Origin of the sequence: Flavonifractor sp. An91, assembly GCF_002159225.1 — a bacterium.
Taxonomy (GTDB): Bacteria; Bacillota; Clostridia; order Oscillospirales; family Oscillospiraceae; genus Flavonifractor; species Flavonifractor avicola.
The window spans coordinates 52,653-71,409 of record NZ_NFHA01000012.1 but is presented as its reverse complement, the minus strand read 5'-3'; the positions used below and the strand labels follow the sequence as shown (position 1 = coordinate 71,409).

The following is an 18,757-nucleotide window of genomic DNA, read 5'->3' as shown; positions in this document are numbered from 1 at the left end:
CCTATTTTTGTCACTGGAAAGGAAGCGTGTCATATGGTAGTCGTCATGAAGCCCGGTACCCGGCAGGAGGATATTCAACATCTGGCAGATAAACTGAAGCAGCTGGGCCTGGAAGTGGGCATTACCAACGGCGTGGGCTGCACCATCCTGGGCCTGGTGGGCGATACCACCGCCGTGGATATGGACAAGATCTCCATCAACCCCAACGTGGAGCGGGTCATGCGGGTGCAGGAGCCCTACAAGAAGGCCAACCGCAAGTTCCACCCCGAGGACACGGTGGTCACCGTGGGTAATGCCAAGATCGGCGGCGGCAACTTCTCCGTCATCGCCGGGCCCTGCTCGGTGGAGAGCGAGGAGCAGATCTGCGCCGTAGCCGAGGACGTGAAGCGCTCCGGCGCGGCCATGCTCCGGGGCGGCGCCTTCAAGCCCCGCACCTCCCCCTACTCCTTCCAGGGCATGGGCGCTCCCGGCCTGGATCTGCTGGTGGAGGCCCGGGCCAAGACCGGTCTGCCCATCGTCACCGAGATCATGGACCCCCGGATGGCCGACCTCTTTGAGCGGGAGGTGGACGTGGTCCAGGTGGGCGCCCGCAATATGCAGAACTTTGAGCTGCTCAAGGAAGTGGGCAAGATGAGCAAGCCCATCCTGCTCAAGCGGGGCCTGTCCAACACCTACGAGGAATGGATCATGTCCGCCGAGTATATTATGGCCGAGGGCAATGAGAACGTGATCCTGTGCGAGCGGGGCGTGCGTACCTTTGAGACCTACACCCGCAACACCCTGGACGTGTCTGCCATCCCCGCCGTCAAGCAGATGAGCCACCTGCCCGTCATTGTGGACCCCTCCCACGCTGCCGGTATGTACTGGATGGTGGAGCCTCTGGCCCTGGCCGCCGTGGCGGCGGGCGCCGACGGTCTCATCATCGAGGTACACAACGATCCCGCCCACGCCAAGTGTGACGGCCAGCAGTCCCTTACCCCCCAGAAGTTCGACGCCCTCATGCACAAGGTGGGTATGCTGGTTGACCTGGTGGAGAAAAAGTTGGTAAAATAAAAAGAAATGACGCAGGGGCGGCCAGAAAGATTGCTCCTACGGTATTATGGAAAGGACGAAGTGCCCATGAAGACCCTCACCGTTGCCCTGCCGGGGCGGGAATATGATATCCTGATCCAGCGGGGCCTGCTGGACCAGGCGGGAGCATACTGCCGGAAGGCCCTGCCCCGGGCGGGCAGGCTCTTTGTGGTCACCGACTCCAATGTGGCCCCCCTCTATGCCCCCCGGCTGGAGGCAAGCCTCACCGCCGCCGGGTTTTCTGTGACGGTCCATGTTGTGCCCGCCGGAGAGGCCTCCAAGTGTGCCGGTCAGCTGGCCGGGCTGTGGGAGGCCATGATGGCCGCCGGGCTCACCCGCACTGACGCCGTGGTGGCCCTGGGCGGCGGCGTGGTGGGGGATCTGGCGGGCTTTGCCGCTGCCACCATCCTGCGGGGGGTGGACTTTGTCCAGATCCCCACCACCCTGCTTGCCCAGGTGGACTCCTCTGTGGGAGGCAAGGTGGCCATCGACCTGGAGGCGGGCAAGAATCTGGCCGGTGCCTTCTGGCAGCCCAAGCTGGTGCTGATGGACCCGGATACCCTGGATACCCTGCCCGACGCCACTTTTGCCGACGGTATGGCAGAGGTCATCAAGTACGGCTGTATCCTGGACGGGACCTTCTTTGATTTCCTGGCCCACCGGCCCAGCCGGAAGGAAATTATGGCGGAAATCGAACACGTTCTGTATACCTGCTGCAATTTAAAACGGATTGTTGTGGAAGAGGACGAGCGGGACACGGGAAAACGGATGCTGCTCAACTTTGGACATACCCTGGGCCACGCCTATGAAAAAGCGGGCCACTATGAGAAGTGGACCCACGGCCAGGCGGTGGCCGCCGGTATGGTGAAGGCCGCCGGACTGGGGGAGCGGCTGGGGATTACTCCGGCGGGGACGGCGGACAGGATTGCCGCCGTTCTCACCGCTCTGGATCTGCCGGTGGAGATCTCTTGTACGGCGGAGGAGTATGCCGCCGCCATTGGTCTGGACAAGAAGGGGGCGGGGGCGGACATCAGCGTGATCCTGCTGGAAGAGATGGGCCGGGCCATCCCCCATAAAATGCCCAAAGCCGCACTGCTGGAGGAACTGAAATGAATGTGACCATTACGCCGGCGGTCCTGAAAGGGACGGTGACGCCGCCCCCGTCCAAGAGCCAGGCCCATCGGCTCATCATTGCTGCCGCTCTGTCCGACGGCTTCTGCAAGCTATCCAACGTGGACCTGTCGGAGGATATCCAGGCCACCCTGCGGTGTATGCGCACCCTGGACGCCGACGCTTCTGCTGATGGTACTATCATCCGGGGGGCCGACCTGGTGGACGGCCATGAGGAGCCCGCCCCCGAGGTGATGGACTGCGGGGAGAGCGGCTCCACCCTCCGCTTTCTCATTCCGGTGGCTCTGGCCCTCAAGGGGGGCGGCAAGTTCACCGGCCACGGGCGGCTGATGGAGCGGCCTCAGGACCCCTACTTCGCCCTCTTCCGGGAGAAGGGCATCTTCTATGAGCAGAAGGACGGGGTGCTGACGGTGCGGGGCAAGCTGGCCCCCGGCGTCTACACCCTGCCGGGCAACGTGTCCTCCCAGTTTATTACCGGCCTGCTGTACGCCCTGCCCCTGCTGGAGGGGGACAGCGAAATCGTACTCACCACCGGTCTGGAGAGCCGGGGCTATGTGGACATGACCCTGGACGCCCTGGAACGGTTTGGAGTAAAGGCGGAATACGACGGCAAGCGCACCTTCCGTGTGCCGGGAAATCAGTATTATCAGCATCAGAATTTGGCCATTGAGGCCGACTGGTCCAACGCCGCCTTCTGGTACGGAGCCAAATTCCTGGGCTGCCCGGTGGAGATCGGCGGGCTGGATCAGGCCTCCGTTCAGGGGGACCGGGCCATTGCCGGATTTTATGACCAGCTGCAGGGGACCGGCAGCCTGGACCTGGATGTAAGCCAGTGCCCCGATCTGGTGCCCCCTCTGGCCGCCATGGCCGCCCTGCGATCGGGGGAGACCACCCGCATTGTCAACGCCGGGCGGCTGCGGATCAAGGAGAGCGACCGGCTGGCTACCGTGACCGAAGTGCTCAACGCCCTGGGGGCCCAGGTAGAGGAATATGAGGACTACCTGGTGATCCATGGGAAGGAGAAGCTGGCGGGGGGTGTTACCGTCTCCGGCCACAATGACCACCGCATTGCCATGATGGCGGCCATTGCCGCCATCCGGTGTGAAGCGCCGGTGACCATCACTGGTGCGGAGTGCGTCAAGAAGTCCTATCCACGGTTCTGGGAGGATTACCGCAGATTGGGAGGAGAACTGATATGCGACATATGATCTTCGGGGAGTCCCACGGCCCTGCCATCGGCGTGGTGCTGGAGGGGGTACCCGCCGGGCTGGAGCTGGATCTGGAGCAGGTGCAGAAGGAACTGGACCGGCGCAAGCCGGGCCAGGACCCCACCGCAACTGCCCGGAAGGAGAGCGACCTGGTGGAGGTGCTCTCCGGGGTGTTTGAGGGCAAGACCACCGGGGCCCCTCTGGCTATGGTGATCCGCAACTCCGACCAGCACTCCAAGGACTATGAATCCATCCGGTACACCCCCCGGCCCAGCCACGGGGATTACGCCGGATTCATCAAGAGCAGAGGCTGTCTGGACTATCGGGGAGGCGGCCACTTTTCCGGCCGCCTCACCGCCCCGCTGGTGGCCGCCGGCGCGGTAGCCAAGCAGGTGCTGGCGGGCCGGGGCGTTCAGGTGGGTGCCCACATCAGCTCCATCTACGGCATCTGCGACGCCGCCCTGGAGGACCCGGAGGAACTGAAAGCTGTGGCGGCCAAATCCTTCCCGGTACTGAATGACAGCAAGGGAGAGGAGATGCGCCAGGCCATTCTGGAGGCCAAGGAGGAGCAGGACAGCGTGGGCGGCGCCATCGAGTGCGCCGTCACCGGCCTGCCCGCCGGACTGGGCGCCCCCGACTTCGGCTGCAATGTGGAGGGTATCTTCTCCCAGTACCTCTTCGCTGTACCCGCGGTGAAGGGCATTGAGTTCGGGGCCGGCGTGGCCTTCTCCCTCATGCGGGGCAGTGAGGCCAACGACCCCTTCGCCGTGGAGGACGGCAAGGTGGTCACCAAGACCAACCACGCCGGGGGAATCAACGGCGGCATCACCAACGGGATGCCGGTGACCTTTGAGGTCACCATCCGGCCCACTCCCTCCATCTCTCTGCCTCAGGAGAGCGTGGACCTGCGGACCGGGGAGGAGACGGAAATTGAGATCCACGGCCGCCATGATCCCTGCATCGTCCCCCGGGCGGTGCCGGTGATTGAGGCGGCGGCTGCCCTGGCGGCCTGCGCTGTATTGGGCATCTAAAAGGAGCGATGGATATGACGGAACTGGAGCAATATCGGCAGGAGATCGACCGCATCGACGGGGAACTGGTCAAACTCTTTCTGGAGCGGATGGCCGTCACCGGCAAGGTGGGGGAATACAAGCAGCGGGAGGGCATCCCGGTGCTGGACGCCAACCGGGAGAAGCAGGTCATTGCCGCCAAGACGGCCCTGACCGACGATCCCGCCCGGAAGGCGGATCTGGCGGCGCTCTATGAGAGCATCATGGCCATCTCCCGCCGCCAGCAGCGCCATCTGGTGAAGGAGGGGGCGGAGGACCCGGGCTACGCCGCCTATCTGGCCGACCTGGCCAGAGTGCGTCAGCCGGTGGCCAATCCCCGGGTGGCCTACCAGGGGGAGCCGGGCTGCTACAGCGAGGAGGCCACCGTGGGCTTCTTCGGCGGGGACGTAAACAGCGTGGGCAAACCCTGGTTCAACGATGTGTTCGCTGCGCTGGAGAGTGGTGAGGTGGATTACGCCATGCTGCCGGTGGAGAACTCCTCCACCGGGTCCATCCGGCAGGTATACGACCTGATGGCCCAGTACCGCTATTACATTGTGGGAGAGTGGCAGGTGCCGGTGGAGCACTGCCTGGCAGCACTGCCGGGCGTGGAACTGTCCCAGATCACCACCGTCTATTCCCATGAGCAGGGGCTGATGCAGAGCGAGAAGTATCTGGACGCCCACCGGGACTGGAAGCGGGTGCCCACCCTGGACACCGCCGGTTCTGCCAAGCTGGTGGCGGAGAAGGGAGACCACACCGCTGCCGCCATCTGCTCCAAGCGGGCTGCCCAGTTGTACGGCCTCAACATCCTGGCTGAACGGGTCAACCACAATACCGTGAACCATACCCGGTTTGCGGTGGTGTCCCCGGTGCCCGAGCTGCGGCCGGAGCGCAATAAGATCAGCGCCGTGTTCCGCCTGCCCCACCAGAGCGGTTCCCTCCACGAGATCCTCACCATCTTTGCCGTCCAGGGCCTCAACCTGCTGAAGATCGAGTCCAGGCCCATCCCCGGGCGGGGATTTGAGTACCTCTTCTTCCTGGACTTCACCGGGGACCTCACCGCCCCCGGCATGGACGGGGTGCTCCACGAGCTCAGCCAGCTGGCCACCGAGGTGCGCATTCTGGGCAACTACAAAGCCTGGGAGGAGCAGGCATGAGGGACAACGTGGTGCTCATCGGCATGATGGGCTGCGGCAAGTCCACGGTGGGCAGGTTGCTGTCCAAGGAACTGGGCTTCACCTTTGTGGACACCGACCAATATATTGAGGAGGCTCTGGGCCGGTCCATCCCTGATATCTTTGCCAGAGAGGGGGAGGCCTTCTTCCGGGATTGGGAACTGGGCGCGGCGGAGGAACTGGCCCAGCGGAAGAGTCAGGTCATTGCCTGCGGCGGCGGCCTGCCCACCCGGGCGGATTCCATTGCTTCCCTGAAAGAGAGTGGTACGGTGATTTTCCTACGGCGGGACCCGGGAGAGATCTACGACAATGTGTCTATGGGTAGCCGCCCCCTGGGCCAGCAGGGGAGAGAGGCCTTTCTGGAGCGGTACGCCGGGCGGGAGCCCATCTACCTGGAGTGGGCGGACCATGTGGTGGATGTCCAGGCCACCCCGGCGGAGACCGTCCAACGGATTTTGGAGGTGCTGAAATGAAATTCCTCATCATCAACGGGCCCAACCTGAACCTGCTGGGCAAGCGGGAGCCGGGCATTTATGGGGAGAATACCTATGACAGTCTGTGCAAGCGGCTGGAGGACTTTGCCGCAGCCCACGGTTCCACCGCCAGCTGCTTCCAGTCCAACCACGAGGGGGCCATCATCGACGCCATCCACGCCGCCGACGGAGTGTATGACGCCATCGTCATGAACCCGGGGGCCTTTACCCACTACTCCTACGCCATTCTGGACGCCCTGAAGGCGGTGGATGTGCCCTGTATTGAGGTCCACATCTCCAACGTCCACCAGCGGGAGGAGTTCCGGCACAAGAGCGTCACCGCCCCCGCCTGTGTGGGTCAGATCTGCGGCCTGGGGCTGTATGGCTACGAGGCAGCAATGGGTTACTTTCTCGCCAGAGAGATGTAACCGAAGAGAGCTTCCATAAATGAGCAAGGAGAGATTATGAAATATCCTTCTGTTCCCTTGCCCCGCATTGGAATGCGGGTCATCAAGACAGCCGTGGCGGTGATGGTGTCCTATGCGCTGTTCCTTCCCTTTGGCCTCACCTATCGGGAGGAGCTGGGAGGTATTTTGGGGCAGATGGGGCCTCTGTATGCCTGTATTGCCTGCATCATCTGCACCCAGAGCACCCTGGGTCAGACCTTCCGCCAGGGTATTTCCCGCCTGATCGGCGTCATTGTGGGCGGCGCCCTGGGTACCGCCACCCTGCTGCTGGGACCGGCCCTGGAGCATTTCTGGCTCAAGACCATCATTCTTGGCGTGGTATGTGTGGCAGGGGTTTGGTTGTGCCTGCTCATCAAGCGGCCCACCGCCTGCGGCATGGCCTGCATCCTGCCCTGTGTCATTCTCATCACCGGTGTCACCGGCGTGACCCGGTATTACTACGCCGCCGCCCGCATGATCGAGACCATTGTGGGATTGCTGGTGGCCCTGGCAATCAACGCCGCCCTCCCCGACCACCGGCCGGAGGGCGAACGGGGAGAGATGGATATGAATGTGGAACTGAAAAACACCACCCGCAAGCTGTGCGTCATTGGGGACCCGGTGGCCCACTCCAAGTCCCCTCTGATCCAGAACACCATGATCAAGGCTCTGGGTCTGGACTATGTGTATCTGTGTCAGCCGGTGCCCCGGGGACAGTGCAAGGAATGGCTGGAGTGTGCCAAATTTGCCGGATACGCAGGATTCAACGCTACCATGCCCCATAAGGAGGAGCTGGTGCCCCTGCTGGATGAGCTGGACGAGGATGCTAGACTCATCGGAGCGGTGAATACCGTCTGCATCCGGGAGGGCAAAACCTACGGCTACAACACCGATGGCGAGGGCTTCCTCCGGGCTCTGGCCGACGAGGGCATCGATCCGGCGGGTAAAAAGGTGACGGTGCTGGGGGCGGGAGGCGCCGCCAAGGCGGTATGTCTCAAGCTGGCCCAGGCTGGAGCGGGGGTCATCGTGTGCAACCGTACCCTCGACAAGGCTCAGGCCATCTGTGACCACGACCTGGAGCATCTTCATCCGGCGGGCTTTTCCCAGGATGAACTGGCCCGGGCGGCGGGGGAGTGCGACCTGCTGGTGAACTGCACCTCCTTGGGAATGGCGGACACCGCCGGACAGTTTGCCGACTTCTCCTTCCTGGATCAGTTGAAGCCCGGCGTGCCGGTGGTGGATCTGATCTACATTCCCGCTGAAACCGAACTGCTCCGTCAGGCCAAAAAGCGGGGCCACAAGGCCATCAACGGGCTGGGCCTGCTGGTCAACCAGGCGGTGCTGGCCCTGGAGCACTTTACCCAGACCGAAATTGACGCCGCCGAGATGAAAAAGCGGATTGCCGAAGTGCTATAAGATAACGTAGAAAGGAGCCCCCGACGTTCCAATGGACGTCGGGGACTCCTTTTTTATTGCTCGTCGGGACCAAAGAGTTGGGAGATGGGCACCCCAAGCACCTGGGACAGGCCGTACAGCTCGATGTCGGTGACCGTACGCTGCCGGTCCTCAATCCGGGAGACCGAGCCCCGGCAGACATAGATCGCCATGGTTTCCAGCTTATCGGACAGGGCCTGCTGGCTCATGCCCCGCTTGATGCGCAGGGCCCGCACCTGCTCGCCCACCAGGTTTTTGGCAGTCCCGTCAATGATCCTGGCCATGAGAATACACCTCCTTTTGTCTTGACATAGGACAACCCCAACGTTATACTGAAAATCGTCCTGAGTTGTCCTATCATAGGACAAAACTAAAAAATGTAAGGTCAGGAGGGGGCGAAGGTGATGGAACGGCGTTTGACGGCAGGGGCCGGCCTTTTGACGCGGATCATGCTGGCGTTGACTCTGGCTCTGCTGGTCGGCGGGCTGGTGCTGGGGGTGGGGCAGAATGGGGAGACCTGGAAGGCCCTGGCGCTGGCAGTTCCCGTCCTGACAGCGGGCTGGAAAGGGTTGCCGCCGCTGTGCCGTTGGTTGGAGAGAATGGGGGCGGTCAGGATCTGGCTGGTACTTACCCTGCTCTGCCTGGCGGTCAAAGGGGCCTGGGTGCTCCTGGTACGGGTAACCCCATCCGGAGATTATGCCACCTTCTGGGGCTATGCCAATGCCCTGGCCCAGCAGCCGGTACTGGAGGGCGGGCGGTATATGGCCCTCTTTCCCCATACCTTCGGCTACTCCTCCTTTCTCAGTTGGTTTATCCGCCTGCTGGGGCCGGGGGAACTGCTGGCCCAGATGCTCAATGTGGTCCTCACCGCTGTCTCCGGCAGTTTTCTTTTCCTGTTGGGGCGGCGGTGGTGGGGACTGCTGGCCGGGATCTCCGCCTATCTGCTGTGGATTGCCTGCCCCTCCCAGACCATTTATAATAGTCTGGTTCTGTCCGAGCCCCTCTATACCACTCTGATGCTGGGAGCCTTGGTGCTGCTGACGGCGGAGGGGAGACGGCCCATCCTGCGGGGGGTGGCAGCGGGGCTGGTGCTGCGGTGGTTCAACGGGGTGCGTCCCATTGCGGCAGTGGTGATCATTGCTCTACTGAGCTGGCGCCTGGTGCTGAAGCCGGAAGAATGGCTGCTGGAAGAATCCCGGCGGTACTGGCTGGGGCTGCTGGCCGCCCTGCTGGCGGTCTATGCCGTCACCGGCCTGCTGTGGCAGGCCAATTTGACCCGCCGCATTGGGGAGGAGCCCTCCACCACACCGGGCTACAGTGTTCTGGTGGGATTCAACCAAGATTCCGGCGGGGCATGGAACCAGGAGGACAGCCAGCTGCTCTTTTCCCTCAGCGATGCGCCGGGGGCCACCGCCCAGCAGGCTCAGGAGGGAGCGCTGGAGGCTGCCAAAGACCGCATCACCTCCGGGAAGGTGGCCTTGCTGCCTCTGCTGCGGGATAAACTGAGGGCTTTTCTGGGCTCTGACCACGCCTGCGTGGGCTATGTGGGCAGCGTGGTGCGGCATACCAAGCTGTTTGCCCTGGCCTGCAACGGATTCTATTATGCAGCCATGGTACTGGCGGGAGGTGCCCTGGTCCGGCTGTGGCGAAACCGGGAGCGCTCCGCTGTGGTTTTGCTGCCCCTGTATGTGCTGGGGCTGACCTGCGCCCAGATGCTGGTGGAGGTGGCCGGGCGGTACCACTATTCCCTGATTCCCGTGCTTTTGCTGCTGGGACAGGCGGCCCTTTTCCCGCCTGCTCCGGCAGAGACAAAAATTTTTCAAAAAAACCGGGAAAGCTCTTGACAGGGAATGGGTTTTAGAGTATCATAATCAAGCGCCTGTTTGGGGCGCAGTCTGCGATGATGCGGGAGATTGCTCAGCAATGAGGTAACTTCCGCGGAGTATGTCCGAGCTAGAATCGGGCGGCTGAGGGATCTGTACACGGCGTATATCGCCATGTATGGGTAAAACCGGCCTGCTTGTGCCGGTTTTCTTCATGTCACGGAGTGATACGCACGGAAACGTGTACTGAAATCTCTCACCGTACGAAGCGAGGAAAGACACCGCGCTTTGGCCCCGTGGACCCGGCAAAAGCGCACCACTTCGTATGTTTAAGGAGGAACAAACACCATGGCAGCTCAGAAAGAAATGATCCGCATCCGTCTGAAGGCCTACGATCATCAGCTCATCGACCAGAGCGCTGAGAAGATCGTTGAGACCGCCAAGCGCACCGGCGCTTCCGTGTCCGGCCCCATCCCCCTGCCCACCAAGAAGGAAGTCGTCACCATCCTGCGCGCCGTCCATAAGTACAAGGACTCCCGCGAGCAGTTCGAGCGCCGCACTCACAAGCGCCTGATCGACATCCTCAAGCCCTCTCCCAAGACCGTCGAGGCCCTGATGAGCCTGGAGCTCCCCGCCGGTGTGGAGATCGAGATCAAGCTGTAAGAGACAGCGATCCATTCCTTTGTTTGTACCGCAGTCCGCCGCGTTTTGAGGCGGACGGGTCAAGTTGGCCGAGCAATACCAGTCCAATGGGTAACTCGCCCAACCAATAACCTTATTAAGGAGGAAAACACATGGAAAAGGCCATTATCGGCAAGAAGGTCGGCATGACGCAGATCTTCGACGAAGCCGGCAAGGTCATCCCGGTCACCGTCATCGAGGCGGGCCCCTGCACCGTGGTGCAGAAGAAGACCGAGGAGAAGGACGGCTACAACGCCGTTCAGCTGGGCTACGGCGACGTAGCTGAGAAGAAGCTCACCAAGCCTGAGCTGGGTCACCTGAAGAAGGCTGGCGACGCTCGCAAGAGCACCCTGAAGGAGTTCAAGCTGGACAACTGCGACGCCCTCAACGTGGGCGACGAGGTCAAGGTTGACGTGTTCGCCGAGGGCGACCGCGTGGACGTGACCGGCATCAGCAAGGGCCACGGCTATCAGGGCGTTATCAAGCGTCACGGCGCTCACCGCCTGAAGGAATCCCACGGTACCGGCCCTGTGCACCGTCACGCCGGCTCCATGGGCTCCAGCACCGATCCCTCCCGTATCTTCAAGGGTAAGATCGGCGCCGGCCAGATGGGTAACGAGCAGGTCACTGTTCTGAACCTGGACGTCATCAAGGTTGACTCCGAGCTGGGCATCATCGCTGTCCGCGGCGCCATCCCCGGCCCCAAGGGCGGCATCGTGTACCTGCGCAACTCCGTGATCAACGTCAAGGAGAAGGGCGCCGCTGCCAACGCCAGCGTCAACCCGCAGAAGGCTTCCGCCCGCGTCAATCCCCAGAAGGCTTCCGCCCGTAACAAGTAAGAAAGGAGAGAACTCAAATGCCTAAGGCAATTCTTGTGAACATGGCCGGCAACCAAGTCGGCGAAGTGGAGCTCTCCGAAGCTGTGTTCGGGATCGAGCCCAATCAGACCGTTGTCCACGAGGTGGTTAAGAACCACCTGGCCAACTGCCGTCAGGGCACCCAGTCCGCTCTGACCCGCGCCGAGGTTTCCGGCGGCGGCATCAAGCCCTGGCGCCAGAAGGGCACCGGCCGTGCCCGTCAGGGTTCCACCCGCGCTCCCCAGTGGACTCACGGTGGTATCGTCTTTGCTCCCAAGCCCCGCGACTACAGCTACGTGCTGAACAAGAAGGTCAAGCGTCTGGCTCTGAAGTCCGCTCTGTCCGCCAAGGCCGCCTCCGGCGACATCGTGGTTGTGGACAGCCTGACCATGGACTCCATCAAGACCAAGGCCATGCAGGGCTTTCTGAGCACTGTGGGCGCCAAGAAGGCCGTCATCGTGACCCCCGAGGTCAACGAGACCGTCATCAAGTCCGCCCGCAACATCCCCGGCGTGGTGACCACCACTGCCAAGATCCTCAGCGTGTACGACATCGTGAACGCTGGCAAGTTTATCGTAGATAAGGCCGCTCTGGCCGTCATCGAGGAGGTGTTTGCGTAATGGCTACCACCGCTTATGATATCATCAAGCGCCCCATCATCACCGAGCAGTCCATGGCCGAGACCGAGGCCAAGAAGTACACCTTCGAGGTGGCCAAGAGCGCGAACAAGATCGAGATCGCCAAGGCCGTCGAGGAGATCTTCGGCGTGAAGGTCGCCAAGGTCAACACCCTGAATATGCAGGGTAAGGCCAAGCGCACCGGCCGCTTCCCCGCTGGCCGCCGCGCCAACTGGAAGAAGGCTATGGTTACCCTGACCGAGGACTCCAAGACCATCGAGTTCTTCGAGGGCATGGTGTAAGGAGGATAAGGAACAATGGCTATCAAAACTTATAAGCCCACTACGCCCTCCCGCCGCCACATGACCGTGAGCGCCTTCGAGGGCATCGACAAGAAGGCCAAGCCCGAGCGCAGCCTGCTGGAGAACCTGAAGAAGAATGCCGGCCGCAACAGCTACGGCCGCATCACCGTCCGCCATCGCGGCGGCGGTAACAAGAAGAAGTACCGCATCATCGACTTCAAGCGCGACAAGGAAGGCACCGCTACTGTCATCAATCTGCAGTACGATCCCAACCGTTCCGCCAACATCGCCCTCATCCAGTATGAGGACGGCGAGAAGCGCTATATCCTGGCTCCTGTGGGCCTGAAGTCCGGCCACATCATCATGACCGGTCCCGACGCCGACATCCTGCCCGGCAACTGCCTGCCCATCGCCAACATCCCCGTGGGCGAAATGATCCACTGCATCGAGCTCTACCCCGGCAAGGGCGCCCAGCTGGTCCGCGCTGCCGGTGAGGCCGCTCAGCTGATGGCCAAGGAGAACGGCATGGCTCAGGTCCGTCTGCCCTCCGGCGAGGTGCGTTATATCCGCGAGAACTGCAAGGCCACCATCGGCCAGGTCGGCAACACCGACTGGGCCAACATCCAGATCGGTAAGGCGGGCCGTAAGCGTCACATGGGTTGGCGTCCCACCGTGCGTGGTTCCGTCATGAACCCCAATGACCACCCCCACGGCGGCGGCGAGGGCAAGAGCCCTGTCGGTCGTCCCGGCCCTGTTACCCCCTGGGGCAAGCCTGCTATGGGTTACAAGACCCGCAAGCTGAAGAACCGCACCGAGAAGTTCATCGTCAAGCACCGCAACGCGAAGTAAGGGAGGCAGTAAAAGATGAGCAGAAGTATCAAGAAGGGCCCCTTTTGCGCTCCCGAGCTGCTGAAGCGGGTCGACGAAATGAATCAGACCGGCGAGAAGAAGGTTCTGAAGACCTGGAGCCGCGCCTCCACCATCTTCCCCTCCTTCGTCGGACACACCTTTGCCGTGCACGACGGCCGCAAGCACGTTCCCGTCTATGTGACCGAGGATATGGTTGGCCACAAGCTGGGCGAGTTCGCCCCCACCCGTACCTTCCGCGGCCACGCCGGCGCCAAGTCTGGTAAGTAAGGAGGAGAGAGAATATGGAAGCTAAAGCACATCTGAGATATACCCGTATCTCTCCCCGTAAGGTCCAGATCGTCTGTGACCTGATCCGCGGCAAGAGCGTAGCCCAGGCCACCGCCATCCTGATGGCCACCCCCAAGGCTGCCTCCGAGCTGCTGCTCAAGCTCCTCAAGAGCGCCGCTGCCAACGCGGAGAACAACCATCAGATGGACCCCGAGAAGCTGTATGTTTCCCAGGTGTTCGCCTGCCCCGGCCCCATCATCAAGCGGATGCGTCCCCGGGCTCAGGGCCGCGCCTATCGGATCAACAAGCGCACTTCTCACATCACCATCTGCGTGGCTGAGCGCTAAGGGAGGAGGAAGAATATGGGACAGAAAGTGAATCCCCACGGCCTGCGCGTGGGTGTCATTAAGGATTGGGACTCCCGCTGGTATGCCCGCAACGAGAAGGTGGGCGACCTGCTGGTGGAGGACAAGAGGATCCGGGACTACCTGAAGAAGACCCTGTATTCCGCCGGTATCCCCAAGATCGAGATCGAGCGCGACAACGCCAAGGTGCGCATCTATCTGCACTGCGCCCGTCCCGGTGTGGTCATCGGTAAGGGCGGCGAGGCCATCGAGGCCCTGCGCCTGAAGGTGGAGAAGATGATCGGCAAGCCCGTGGCCCTCAACATTGTTGAGGTCAAGAGCCCCGACATGGACGCTCAGCTGGTGGCCGAGAACATCGCTCAGCAGCTGGAGAAGCGCATCGGCTTCCGCCGCGCCATGAAGAACGCCATGGGCCGCGCTATGCGCATCGGCGCCCGCGGCATCAAGACTCAGGTGTCCGGCCGTCTGGGCGGCGCTGAGATCGCCCGCACCGAGCACTATCACGACGGCACCATCCCCCTGCAGACTCTGCGCGCCGACATCGACTACGGTTTCGCTGAGGCTGCCACCACCTACGGCCGCATCGGCGTGAAGGTGTGGATCTACAAGGGCGAGGTGCTCACTCAGACCCTGCGCACCACCCCCCGCACCCTGGACACCAAGAACTTCAAGGAGCGTTCCGACCGTCCCCGCCGCGACCGCCGCGACGGCGACCGTAAGGGCGGCTTCAACCGCAACGGTGGCTTCAACCGCAACGGCGGCAACCGCCAGGGTGGTTTCAATAACAACCGTCCCCAGGGCGGTGCCCGTCCTCAGGGCGGCGCTCGTCCTGCCGCTGCCAAGGAAGGAGGCGCTCAGTAATGCTGCTGCCTAAGCGCGTTAAGTATCGCCGCGTGCACCGCGGCCGCCTGAAGGGCAAGGCCCTGAAGGGCAACACCGTGACCTATGGTGATTTCGGTCTGCAGGCCACTGAGCCCAGCTGGATCACCAGCAACCAGATCGAGGCCGCCCGTATCGCCATGACCCGTTACACCAAGCGTGGCGGTAAGGTTTGGATCAAGATCTTCCCCGATAAGCCCATCACTGAGAAGCCCGCTGAGACCCGCATGGGTTCCGGTAAGGGTTCCCCCGAGTACTGGGTGGCCGTGGTGAAACCCGGCCGTGTTATGTTCGAGATCGCTGGCGTCTCCGAGGAGATCGCCCGCGAGGCCCTGCGTCTCGCTTCCCACAAGCTGCCTGTCAAGTGCAAGATCGTGGCGAAAGAGACCGCCGAGACCGAGAATGGTGGTGAATGAAGATGAAGGCTACTGAAATCCGTAAGATGAGCGCCGAGGAGCTGACCAGCAAGCTGGGCGACCTGAAGAAGGATCTCTTCCAGCTCCGTCTTCAGCACGCCACCAATCAGCTGGACAACCCGGTGAAGATCGCTGAGGTCAAGCGGGATATCGCCCGCGTCAAGACCATCATCCGTGAGCTCGAGCTCGCAGGCCGATAAGAAGGAGGAACTAGATCATGGAAAACAGAACTTCTTCCCGCAAGACCAGAGTCGGCCTGGTGGTTTCCGATAAGATGGACAAGACCGTGGTGGTGGCCATCGCCGACCGTGTGGCCCACCCCCTGTACAAGAAGATCGTCAAGAGCACTTACAAGCTGAAGGCCCACGACGAGAACAACGAGTGTGGCATCGGCGACCGCGTGCGGGTCATGGAGACCCGGCCCCTGTCCAAGGACAAGCGCTGGCGCGTCGTCGAGATCATCGAGAAGGCGAAGTAAGGAGGTGCCGGTATGATTCAGCAGGAAACTTATCTGAAGGTGGCCGACAACACCGGCGCCAAGGAAATTAAGACCATCCGCGTGCTGGGCGGCTCCAGCCGCAAGTTTGGCAACATCGGCGACGTGATCGTGGCTTCCGTCCGCAAGGCTCAGCCCGGCGGCACCGTGAAGAAGGGCGAGGTCGTGAAGGCCGTTATCGTCCGTTCCGCTAAGGGCGTTCGCCGCGCCGACGGCAGCTACGTCCGCTTTGACGAGAACGCCGCCGTCCTCATCAAGGACGACAAGAATCCCCGCGGTACCCGTATCTTTGGGCCCGTGGCCCGCGAGCTGCGCGACAAGGATTATATGAAGATCCTGTCCCTGGCTCCCGAAGTGCTGTAAGGGGGTAGGAGAAGACATGAATAAGATGAGCATTCGCAAGGACGATACCGTCATCGTCCTGTCCGGTAAGGACAAGGGCAAGCAGGGCAAGGTCCTGGAGGTCATGCCCAAGGAGGGCAAGGTCGTCGTCGAGAAGATCAACGTGGTCTCCCGTCACACCAAGCCCCGCAAGCAGGGCGAGCAGGGCGGCATCATCAAGAAGGAAGCCCCCATCTACGCCTGCAAGGTGCAGCGCGTCTGCCCCAAGTGCAACAAGCCCACCCGGCCCGCTCACAAGCTGCTGGCCGACGGCAAGAAGGTCCGCATCTGCAAGAAGTGCGGCGCCGAGATCTGAGAGAGGAGGAGTATAGACAATGGCTGATAAGAAAGTGCCCAACCTGAAGGCGAAGTACCAGGCCGAGGTCGCTCCTGCTCTGATGCAGAAGTTCGGCTACAAGTCCACCATGCAGATCCCCAAGATCGACAAGATCGTGGTCAACTGCGGCTGCGGCGAGGCCCGCGACAATGCCAAGGTTCTGGAGGCTGTTGTGGGCGATCTGACCAAGATCACCGGCCAGAAGGCCATCATCACCAAGGCTAAGAAGTCCGTGGCTAACTTTAAGCTGCGTGAGGGTATGCCCATCGGCGCCAAGGTCACCCTGCGTGCCGACCGTATGTGGGAGTTCCTGGACCGCCTGTTCAACGTGGCCCTGCCCCGCGTGCGTGACTTCCGGGGCATCAACGGCAACTCTTTCGATGGCCGCGGCAACTACGCCCTGGGCATCAAGGAGCAGCTGATCTTCCCCGAGATCGAGTACGATAAGATCGACAAGATCCGCGGCCTGGACGTGGTCATCTGCACCACCGCCAAGACCGATGAAGAGGCCAAAGAGCTGCTGACCCTGATCGGCGCTCCCTTTGCCCGCTAAAGGAGGAGAACGTAATGGCTAAGAAGTCTATGATCCTGAAGCAGCAGGCGGAGCCCAAGTTCTCCACCCGCCGCTACAATCGCTGCAAGATCTGCGGCCGTCCCCACGCCTACCTGCGGGACTACGGCATCTGCCGTATCTGCTTCCGCGAGCTGGCTTACAAGGGCCAGATCCCCGGTGTGAAGAAGGCCTCCTGGTAATCAGGACAGCCTGAATGACGCAAACGCCCGCGCCCGGCGTGCGAAAGCACGTCAGGCGCTTGCGTTGCGTGATGAGGTTTTTGGATTTGCCTTGCAGTCCAAAAAATAAAATTCTCCGTTTAGGAGAAAAACCCTGAGATTGTGTCAATCCGACTGTGAAAAATGAATAAGTGACGCCCTCTCCACGGGGTAGGGCAGGGCATTCCTACAAAAGTTTGGCGGAAAGTCACTTTTTCCTTTTCACACAAGGGTTTTCACGATATAATAATTCCTTGGCAGACGGTTAAAAGGTCGGAGCCCCGCGAACTCCGATACCTTACCGCCTTAACGGGTCTTCTCACGGCCCGTCATTCAAAAAGGAGGGTAAACTCATGCACATCACAGACCCCATTGCGGATATGCTGACCCGCATCCGCAACGCGAACAACGCCAAGCATGACACCGTGGACGTCCCCGCGTCCAACATGAAGAAGTCCATCGCGCAGATCCTGCTGGATGAGGGCTATATCAAGAACTTCCAGCTGATCGACGACGGCACTCAGGGCGTCATCCGCGTTACTCTGAAGTACAACCCCGGCAAGGAGAAGGTCATCACTGGTCTTCGCCGCGTTTCCAAGCCCGGCCTGCGTGTCTATGCCGGTGCTGACGAGCTGCCCCGGGTCCTCCACGGCCTGGGTATTGCCATCGTGTCCACGTCCAAGGGCGTCATGACTGACAAGGCTGCCCGCGCAGCCCATGTCGGCGGCGAGGTCCTGGCGTTTGTCTGGTAAGGAGGGAGAGTAGAAAATGTCTCGTATCGGAAGAATGCCGATCTCCATCCCCGCCGGTGTGGACGTGAAGATCGAAGCCGGTAACCTGGTTACCGTGAAGGGTCCCAAGGGCACCCTGACCCAGCAGCTGCACCCCAACATGAACATTGCCCAGGAGGGCGATGTCATCCATGTCACCCGCCCCAATGACGAGAAGGAGAACCGCAGCCTCCACGGCCTGACCCGCACCCTGCTGCACAACATGGTGGTGGGCGTGACCGAGGGCTACAAGAAGGAGCTGGACGTCAACGGCGTCGGCTACCGTGTGGCCAAGGAAGGCAACAAGCTGGTCATGAACCTGGGCTTCTCTCATCAGGTGGTCGTCGAGGAGATCGACGGCATCTCCATCGAAGTGCCCAGCGCCAACAAGATCGTCATCAGCGGCGTCGACAAGCAGAAGGTCGGCCAGTTCGCCGCCGAAGTGCGCGAGAAGCGTCCCCCCGAGCCTTATAAGGGCAAGGGCATCAAATACACCGACGAGGTCATCCGCCGCAAGGAAGGCAAGACCGGCGTCAAGAAGAAATAAGGAGGTGTGCCACTATGATCAACAGACCCGATACCAACGCTCAGCGGCTTAAGCGCCACAAGAGAGTGCGCGGCAAGATTTCCGGCACGCCCGAGCGTCCCCGTCTCAACGTGTTCCGCAGCAACACCAACATCTATGCCCAGATCATCGACGATGTGAACGGCAAGACTCTGGTGTCCGCTTCCTCCATGGAAAAGGGCTTTGAGGGCAAGGGCTCCGACTGCGAGGCTGCCAAGAAGGTTGGCCTGGCTGTCGCCGAGCGCGCCAAGGCCGCCGGCATCGAGAACGTCGTGTTCGACCGCGGCGGTTACGTCTACCACGGCCGCGTGCAGGCCCTGGCCGAAGGCGCCCGTGAGGGCGGCCTGCAGTTCTAAGGGAGGAGGAAGAT

Annotated in this window: 28 protein-coding genes; 27 read left to right on the top strand and 1 reads right to left on the bottom strand. The window is 61.7% G+C overall.

Annotated features, from left to right (window positions below; genetic code table 11):
• Positions 1-33 precede the first annotated feature (33 nt).
• From aroF to aroE, 8 genes are all read left to right on the top strand, one after another.
• Positions 34-1,053, top strand: coding sequence for a 3-deoxy-7-phosphoheptulonate synthase (gene aroF, locus B5G42_RS08885; RefSeq protein ID WP_087187771.1), 1,020 nt, complete (start codon positions 34-36; stop codon positions 1,051-1,053).
• Positions 1,054-1,119: 66 nt separating this feature from the next.
• Complete coding sequence (gene aroB, locus B5G42_RS08880) at positions 1,120-2,184, top strand: 3-dehydroquinate synthase (protein ID WP_087269197.1); 1,065 nt, start codon at positions 1,120-1,122, stop codon at positions 2,182-2,184.
• Complete coding sequence (locus B5G42_RS08875; RefSeq protein WP_087269193.1) at positions 2,181-3,410, top strand: 3-phosphoshikimate 1-carboxyvinyltransferase; 1,230 nt, start codon at positions 2,181-2,183, stop codon at positions 3,408-3,410. Before aroB ends, B5G42_RS08875 begins: the two co-directional genes overlap by 4 nt.
• Entirely contained in the window at positions 3,407-4,441 is a 1,035-nt protein-coding gene (gene aroC / locus B5G42_RS08870; RefSeq protein ID WP_343286351.1) for a chorismate synthase, read from the top strand. The genes B5G42_RS08875 and aroC overlap by 4 nt, the downstream gene beginning before the upstream one ends.
• A gap of 14 nt (positions 4,442-4,455) precedes the next feature.
• Complete coding sequence (locus B5G42_RS08865) at positions 4,456-5,619, top strand: bifunctional chorismate mutase/prephenate dehydratase (protein ID WP_087269189.1); 1,164 nt, start codon at positions 4,456-4,458, stop codon at positions 5,617-5,619.
• Entirely contained in the window at positions 5,616-6,110 is a 495-nt protein-coding gene (locus B5G42_RS08860) for a shikimate kinase (RefSeq protein ID WP_087269185.1), read from the top strand. The genes B5G42_RS08865 and B5G42_RS08860 overlap by 4 nt, the downstream gene beginning before the upstream one ends.
• Positions 6,107-6,538: a type II 3-dehydroquinate dehydratase gene (gene aroQ, locus B5G42_RS08855; RefSeq protein WP_087269182.1), complete on the top strand. Its 432-nt coding sequence runs from the start codon at positions 6,107-6,109 to the stop codon at positions 6,536-6,538. The genes B5G42_RS08860 and aroQ overlap by 4 nt, the downstream gene beginning before the upstream one ends.
• Before the next feature lie 36 nt (positions 6,539-6,574).
• Positions 6,575-7,972 (top strand): shikimate dehydrogenase, encoded by a 1,398-nt coding sequence (gene aroE / locus B5G42_RS08850; RefSeq protein ID WP_087269179.1) that lies wholly within the window; start codon positions 6,575-6,577, stop codon positions 7,970-7,972.
• Positions 7,973-8,025: 53 nt separating this feature from the next.
• Here aroE and B5G42_RS08845 read toward each other — a convergent pair whose 3' ends face one another.
• Positions 8,026-8,274, bottom strand: a complete 249-nt coding sequence (locus B5G42_RS08845) for a helix-turn-helix domain-containing protein (RefSeq protein ID WP_087187779.1) — start codon at positions 8,272-8,274, stop codon at positions 8,026-8,028.
• 120 nt (positions 8,275-8,394) lie between these two features.
• On the opposite strand from B5G42_RS08845, the gene B5G42_RS08840 reads away from it, so the two are divergent.
• The 19 genes from B5G42_RS08840 (at position 8,395) to rplR (ending at position 18,743) form a co-directional block, all read left to right on the top strand.
• Entirely contained in the window at positions 8,395-9,834 is a 1,440-nt protein-coding gene (locus B5G42_RS08840) for a hypothetical protein (protein ID WP_087269176.1), read from the top strand.
• Between the two features lie 327 nt (positions 9,835-10,161).
• Positions 10,162-10,476 (top strand): 30S ribosomal protein S10, encoded by a 315-nt coding sequence (gene rpsJ, locus B5G42_RS08835; RefSeq protein WP_006573401.1) that lies wholly within the window; start codon positions 10,162-10,164, stop codon positions 10,474-10,476.
• Between the two features lie 131 nt (positions 10,477-10,607).
• Complete coding sequence (gene rplC / locus B5G42_RS08830) at positions 10,608-11,333, top strand: 50S ribosomal protein L3 (RefSeq protein ID WP_087187781.1); 726 nt, start codon at positions 10,608-10,610, stop codon at positions 11,331-11,333.
• 17 nt (positions 11,334-11,350) lie between these two features.
• Positions 11,351-11,971 (top strand): 50S ribosomal protein L4, encoded by a 621-nt coding sequence (rplD, locus tag B5G42_RS08825; protein ID WP_087187782.1) that lies wholly within the window; start codon positions 11,351-11,353, stop codon positions 11,969-11,971.
• Positions 11,971-12,270: a 50S ribosomal protein L23 gene (gene rplW, locus B5G42_RS08820; RefSeq protein WP_087187783.1), complete on the top strand. Its 300-nt coding sequence runs from the start codon at positions 11,971-11,973 to the stop codon at positions 12,268-12,270. Before rplD ends, rplW begins: the two co-directional genes overlap by 1 nt.
• A 15-nt stretch (positions 12,271-12,285) precedes the next feature.
• Positions 12,286-13,119, top strand: a complete 834-nt coding sequence (gene rplB, locus B5G42_RS08815) for a 50S ribosomal protein L2 (protein WP_087187784.1) — start codon at positions 12,286-12,288, stop codon at positions 13,117-13,119.
• 15 nt (positions 13,120-13,134) lie between these two features.
• On the top strand, positions 13,135-13,407 hold the full coding sequence (gene rpsS, locus B5G42_RS08810; protein WP_087187785.1) for a 30S ribosomal protein S19: 273 nt from the start codon (positions 13,135-13,137) through the stop codon (positions 13,405-13,407).
• 14 nt (positions 13,408-13,421) lie between these two features.
• Positions 13,422-13,754 carry a 50S ribosomal protein L22 gene (gene rplV / locus B5G42_RS08805; RefSeq protein ID WP_087269173.1) on the top strand — a complete coding sequence of 111 codons (333 nt, stop codon included), beginning with the start codon at positions 13,422-13,424 and terminating at the stop codon, positions 13,752-13,754.
• A 15-nt stretch (positions 13,755-13,769) separates the two neighbouring features.
• Complete coding sequence (rpsC, locus tag B5G42_RS08800) at positions 13,770-14,633, top strand: 30S ribosomal protein S3 (protein ID WP_087269170.1); 864 nt, start codon at positions 13,770-13,772, stop codon at positions 14,631-14,633.
• Positions 14,633-15,067 (top strand): 50S ribosomal protein L16, encoded by a 435-nt coding sequence (gene rplP, locus B5G42_RS08795; protein WP_087269167.1) that lies wholly within the window; start codon positions 14,633-14,635, stop codon positions 15,065-15,067. The genes rpsC and rplP overlap by 1 nt, the downstream gene beginning before the upstream one ends.
• A 2-nt stretch (positions 15,068-15,069) precedes the next feature.
• The gene (gene rpmC / locus B5G42_RS08790) at positions 15,070-15,267 is read left to right on the top strand and encodes a 50S ribosomal protein L29 (protein WP_204220740.1); all 198 of its coding nucleotides are present in this window, start codon (positions 15,070-15,072) and stop codon (positions 15,265-15,267) included.
• 17 nt (positions 15,268-15,284) lie between these two features.
• Entirely contained in the window at positions 15,285-15,545 is a 261-nt protein-coding gene (gene rpsQ, locus B5G42_RS08785) for a 30S ribosomal protein S17 (protein ID WP_050617190.1), read from the top strand.
• A 12-nt stretch (positions 15,546-15,557) separates the two neighbouring features.
• Positions 15,558-15,926 (top strand): 50S ribosomal protein L14, encoded by a 369-nt coding sequence (gene rplN, locus B5G42_RS08780; protein ID WP_087187790.1) that lies wholly within the window; start codon positions 15,558-15,560, stop codon positions 15,924-15,926.
• A gap of 16 nt (positions 15,927-15,942) precedes the next feature.
• A complete protein-coding gene (rplX, locus tag B5G42_RS08775) occupies positions 15,943-16,260 on the top strand; it encodes a 50S ribosomal protein L24 (protein ID WP_087187791.1) in 318 nt (105 codons plus the stop codon).
• Positions 16,261-16,279: 19 nt separating this feature from the next.
• On the top strand, positions 16,280-16,834 hold the full coding sequence (rplE, locus tag B5G42_RS08770) for a 50S ribosomal protein L5 (protein ID WP_087187792.1): 555 nt from the start codon (positions 16,280-16,282) through the stop codon (positions 16,832-16,834).
• A gap of 14 nt (positions 16,835-16,848) precedes the next feature.
• Positions 16,849-17,034, top strand: a complete 186-nt coding sequence (locus B5G42_RS08765) for a type Z 30S ribosomal protein S14 (protein WP_006573415.1) — start codon at positions 16,849-16,851, stop codon at positions 17,032-17,034.
• A 371-nt stretch (positions 17,035-17,405) separates the two neighbouring features.
• Positions 17,406-17,804: a 30S ribosomal protein S8 gene (gene rpsH, locus B5G42_RS08760; RefSeq protein WP_007494638.1), complete on the top strand. Its 399-nt coding sequence runs from the start codon at positions 17,406-17,408 to the stop codon at positions 17,802-17,804.
• Between the two features lie 16 nt (positions 17,805-17,820).
• The gene (gene rplF / locus B5G42_RS08755) at positions 17,821-18,369 is read left to right on the top strand and encodes a 50S ribosomal protein L6 (protein WP_087269164.1); all 549 of its coding nucleotides are present in this window, start codon (positions 17,821-17,823) and stop codon (positions 18,367-18,369) included.
• Positions 18,370-18,383: 14 nt separating this feature from the next.
• Entirely contained in the window at positions 18,384-18,743 is a 360-nt protein-coding gene (gene rplR / locus B5G42_RS08750) for a 50S ribosomal protein L18 (RefSeq protein WP_087187794.1), read from the top strand.
• The last annotated feature ends 14 nt before the right edge of the window (positions 18,744-18,757 follow it).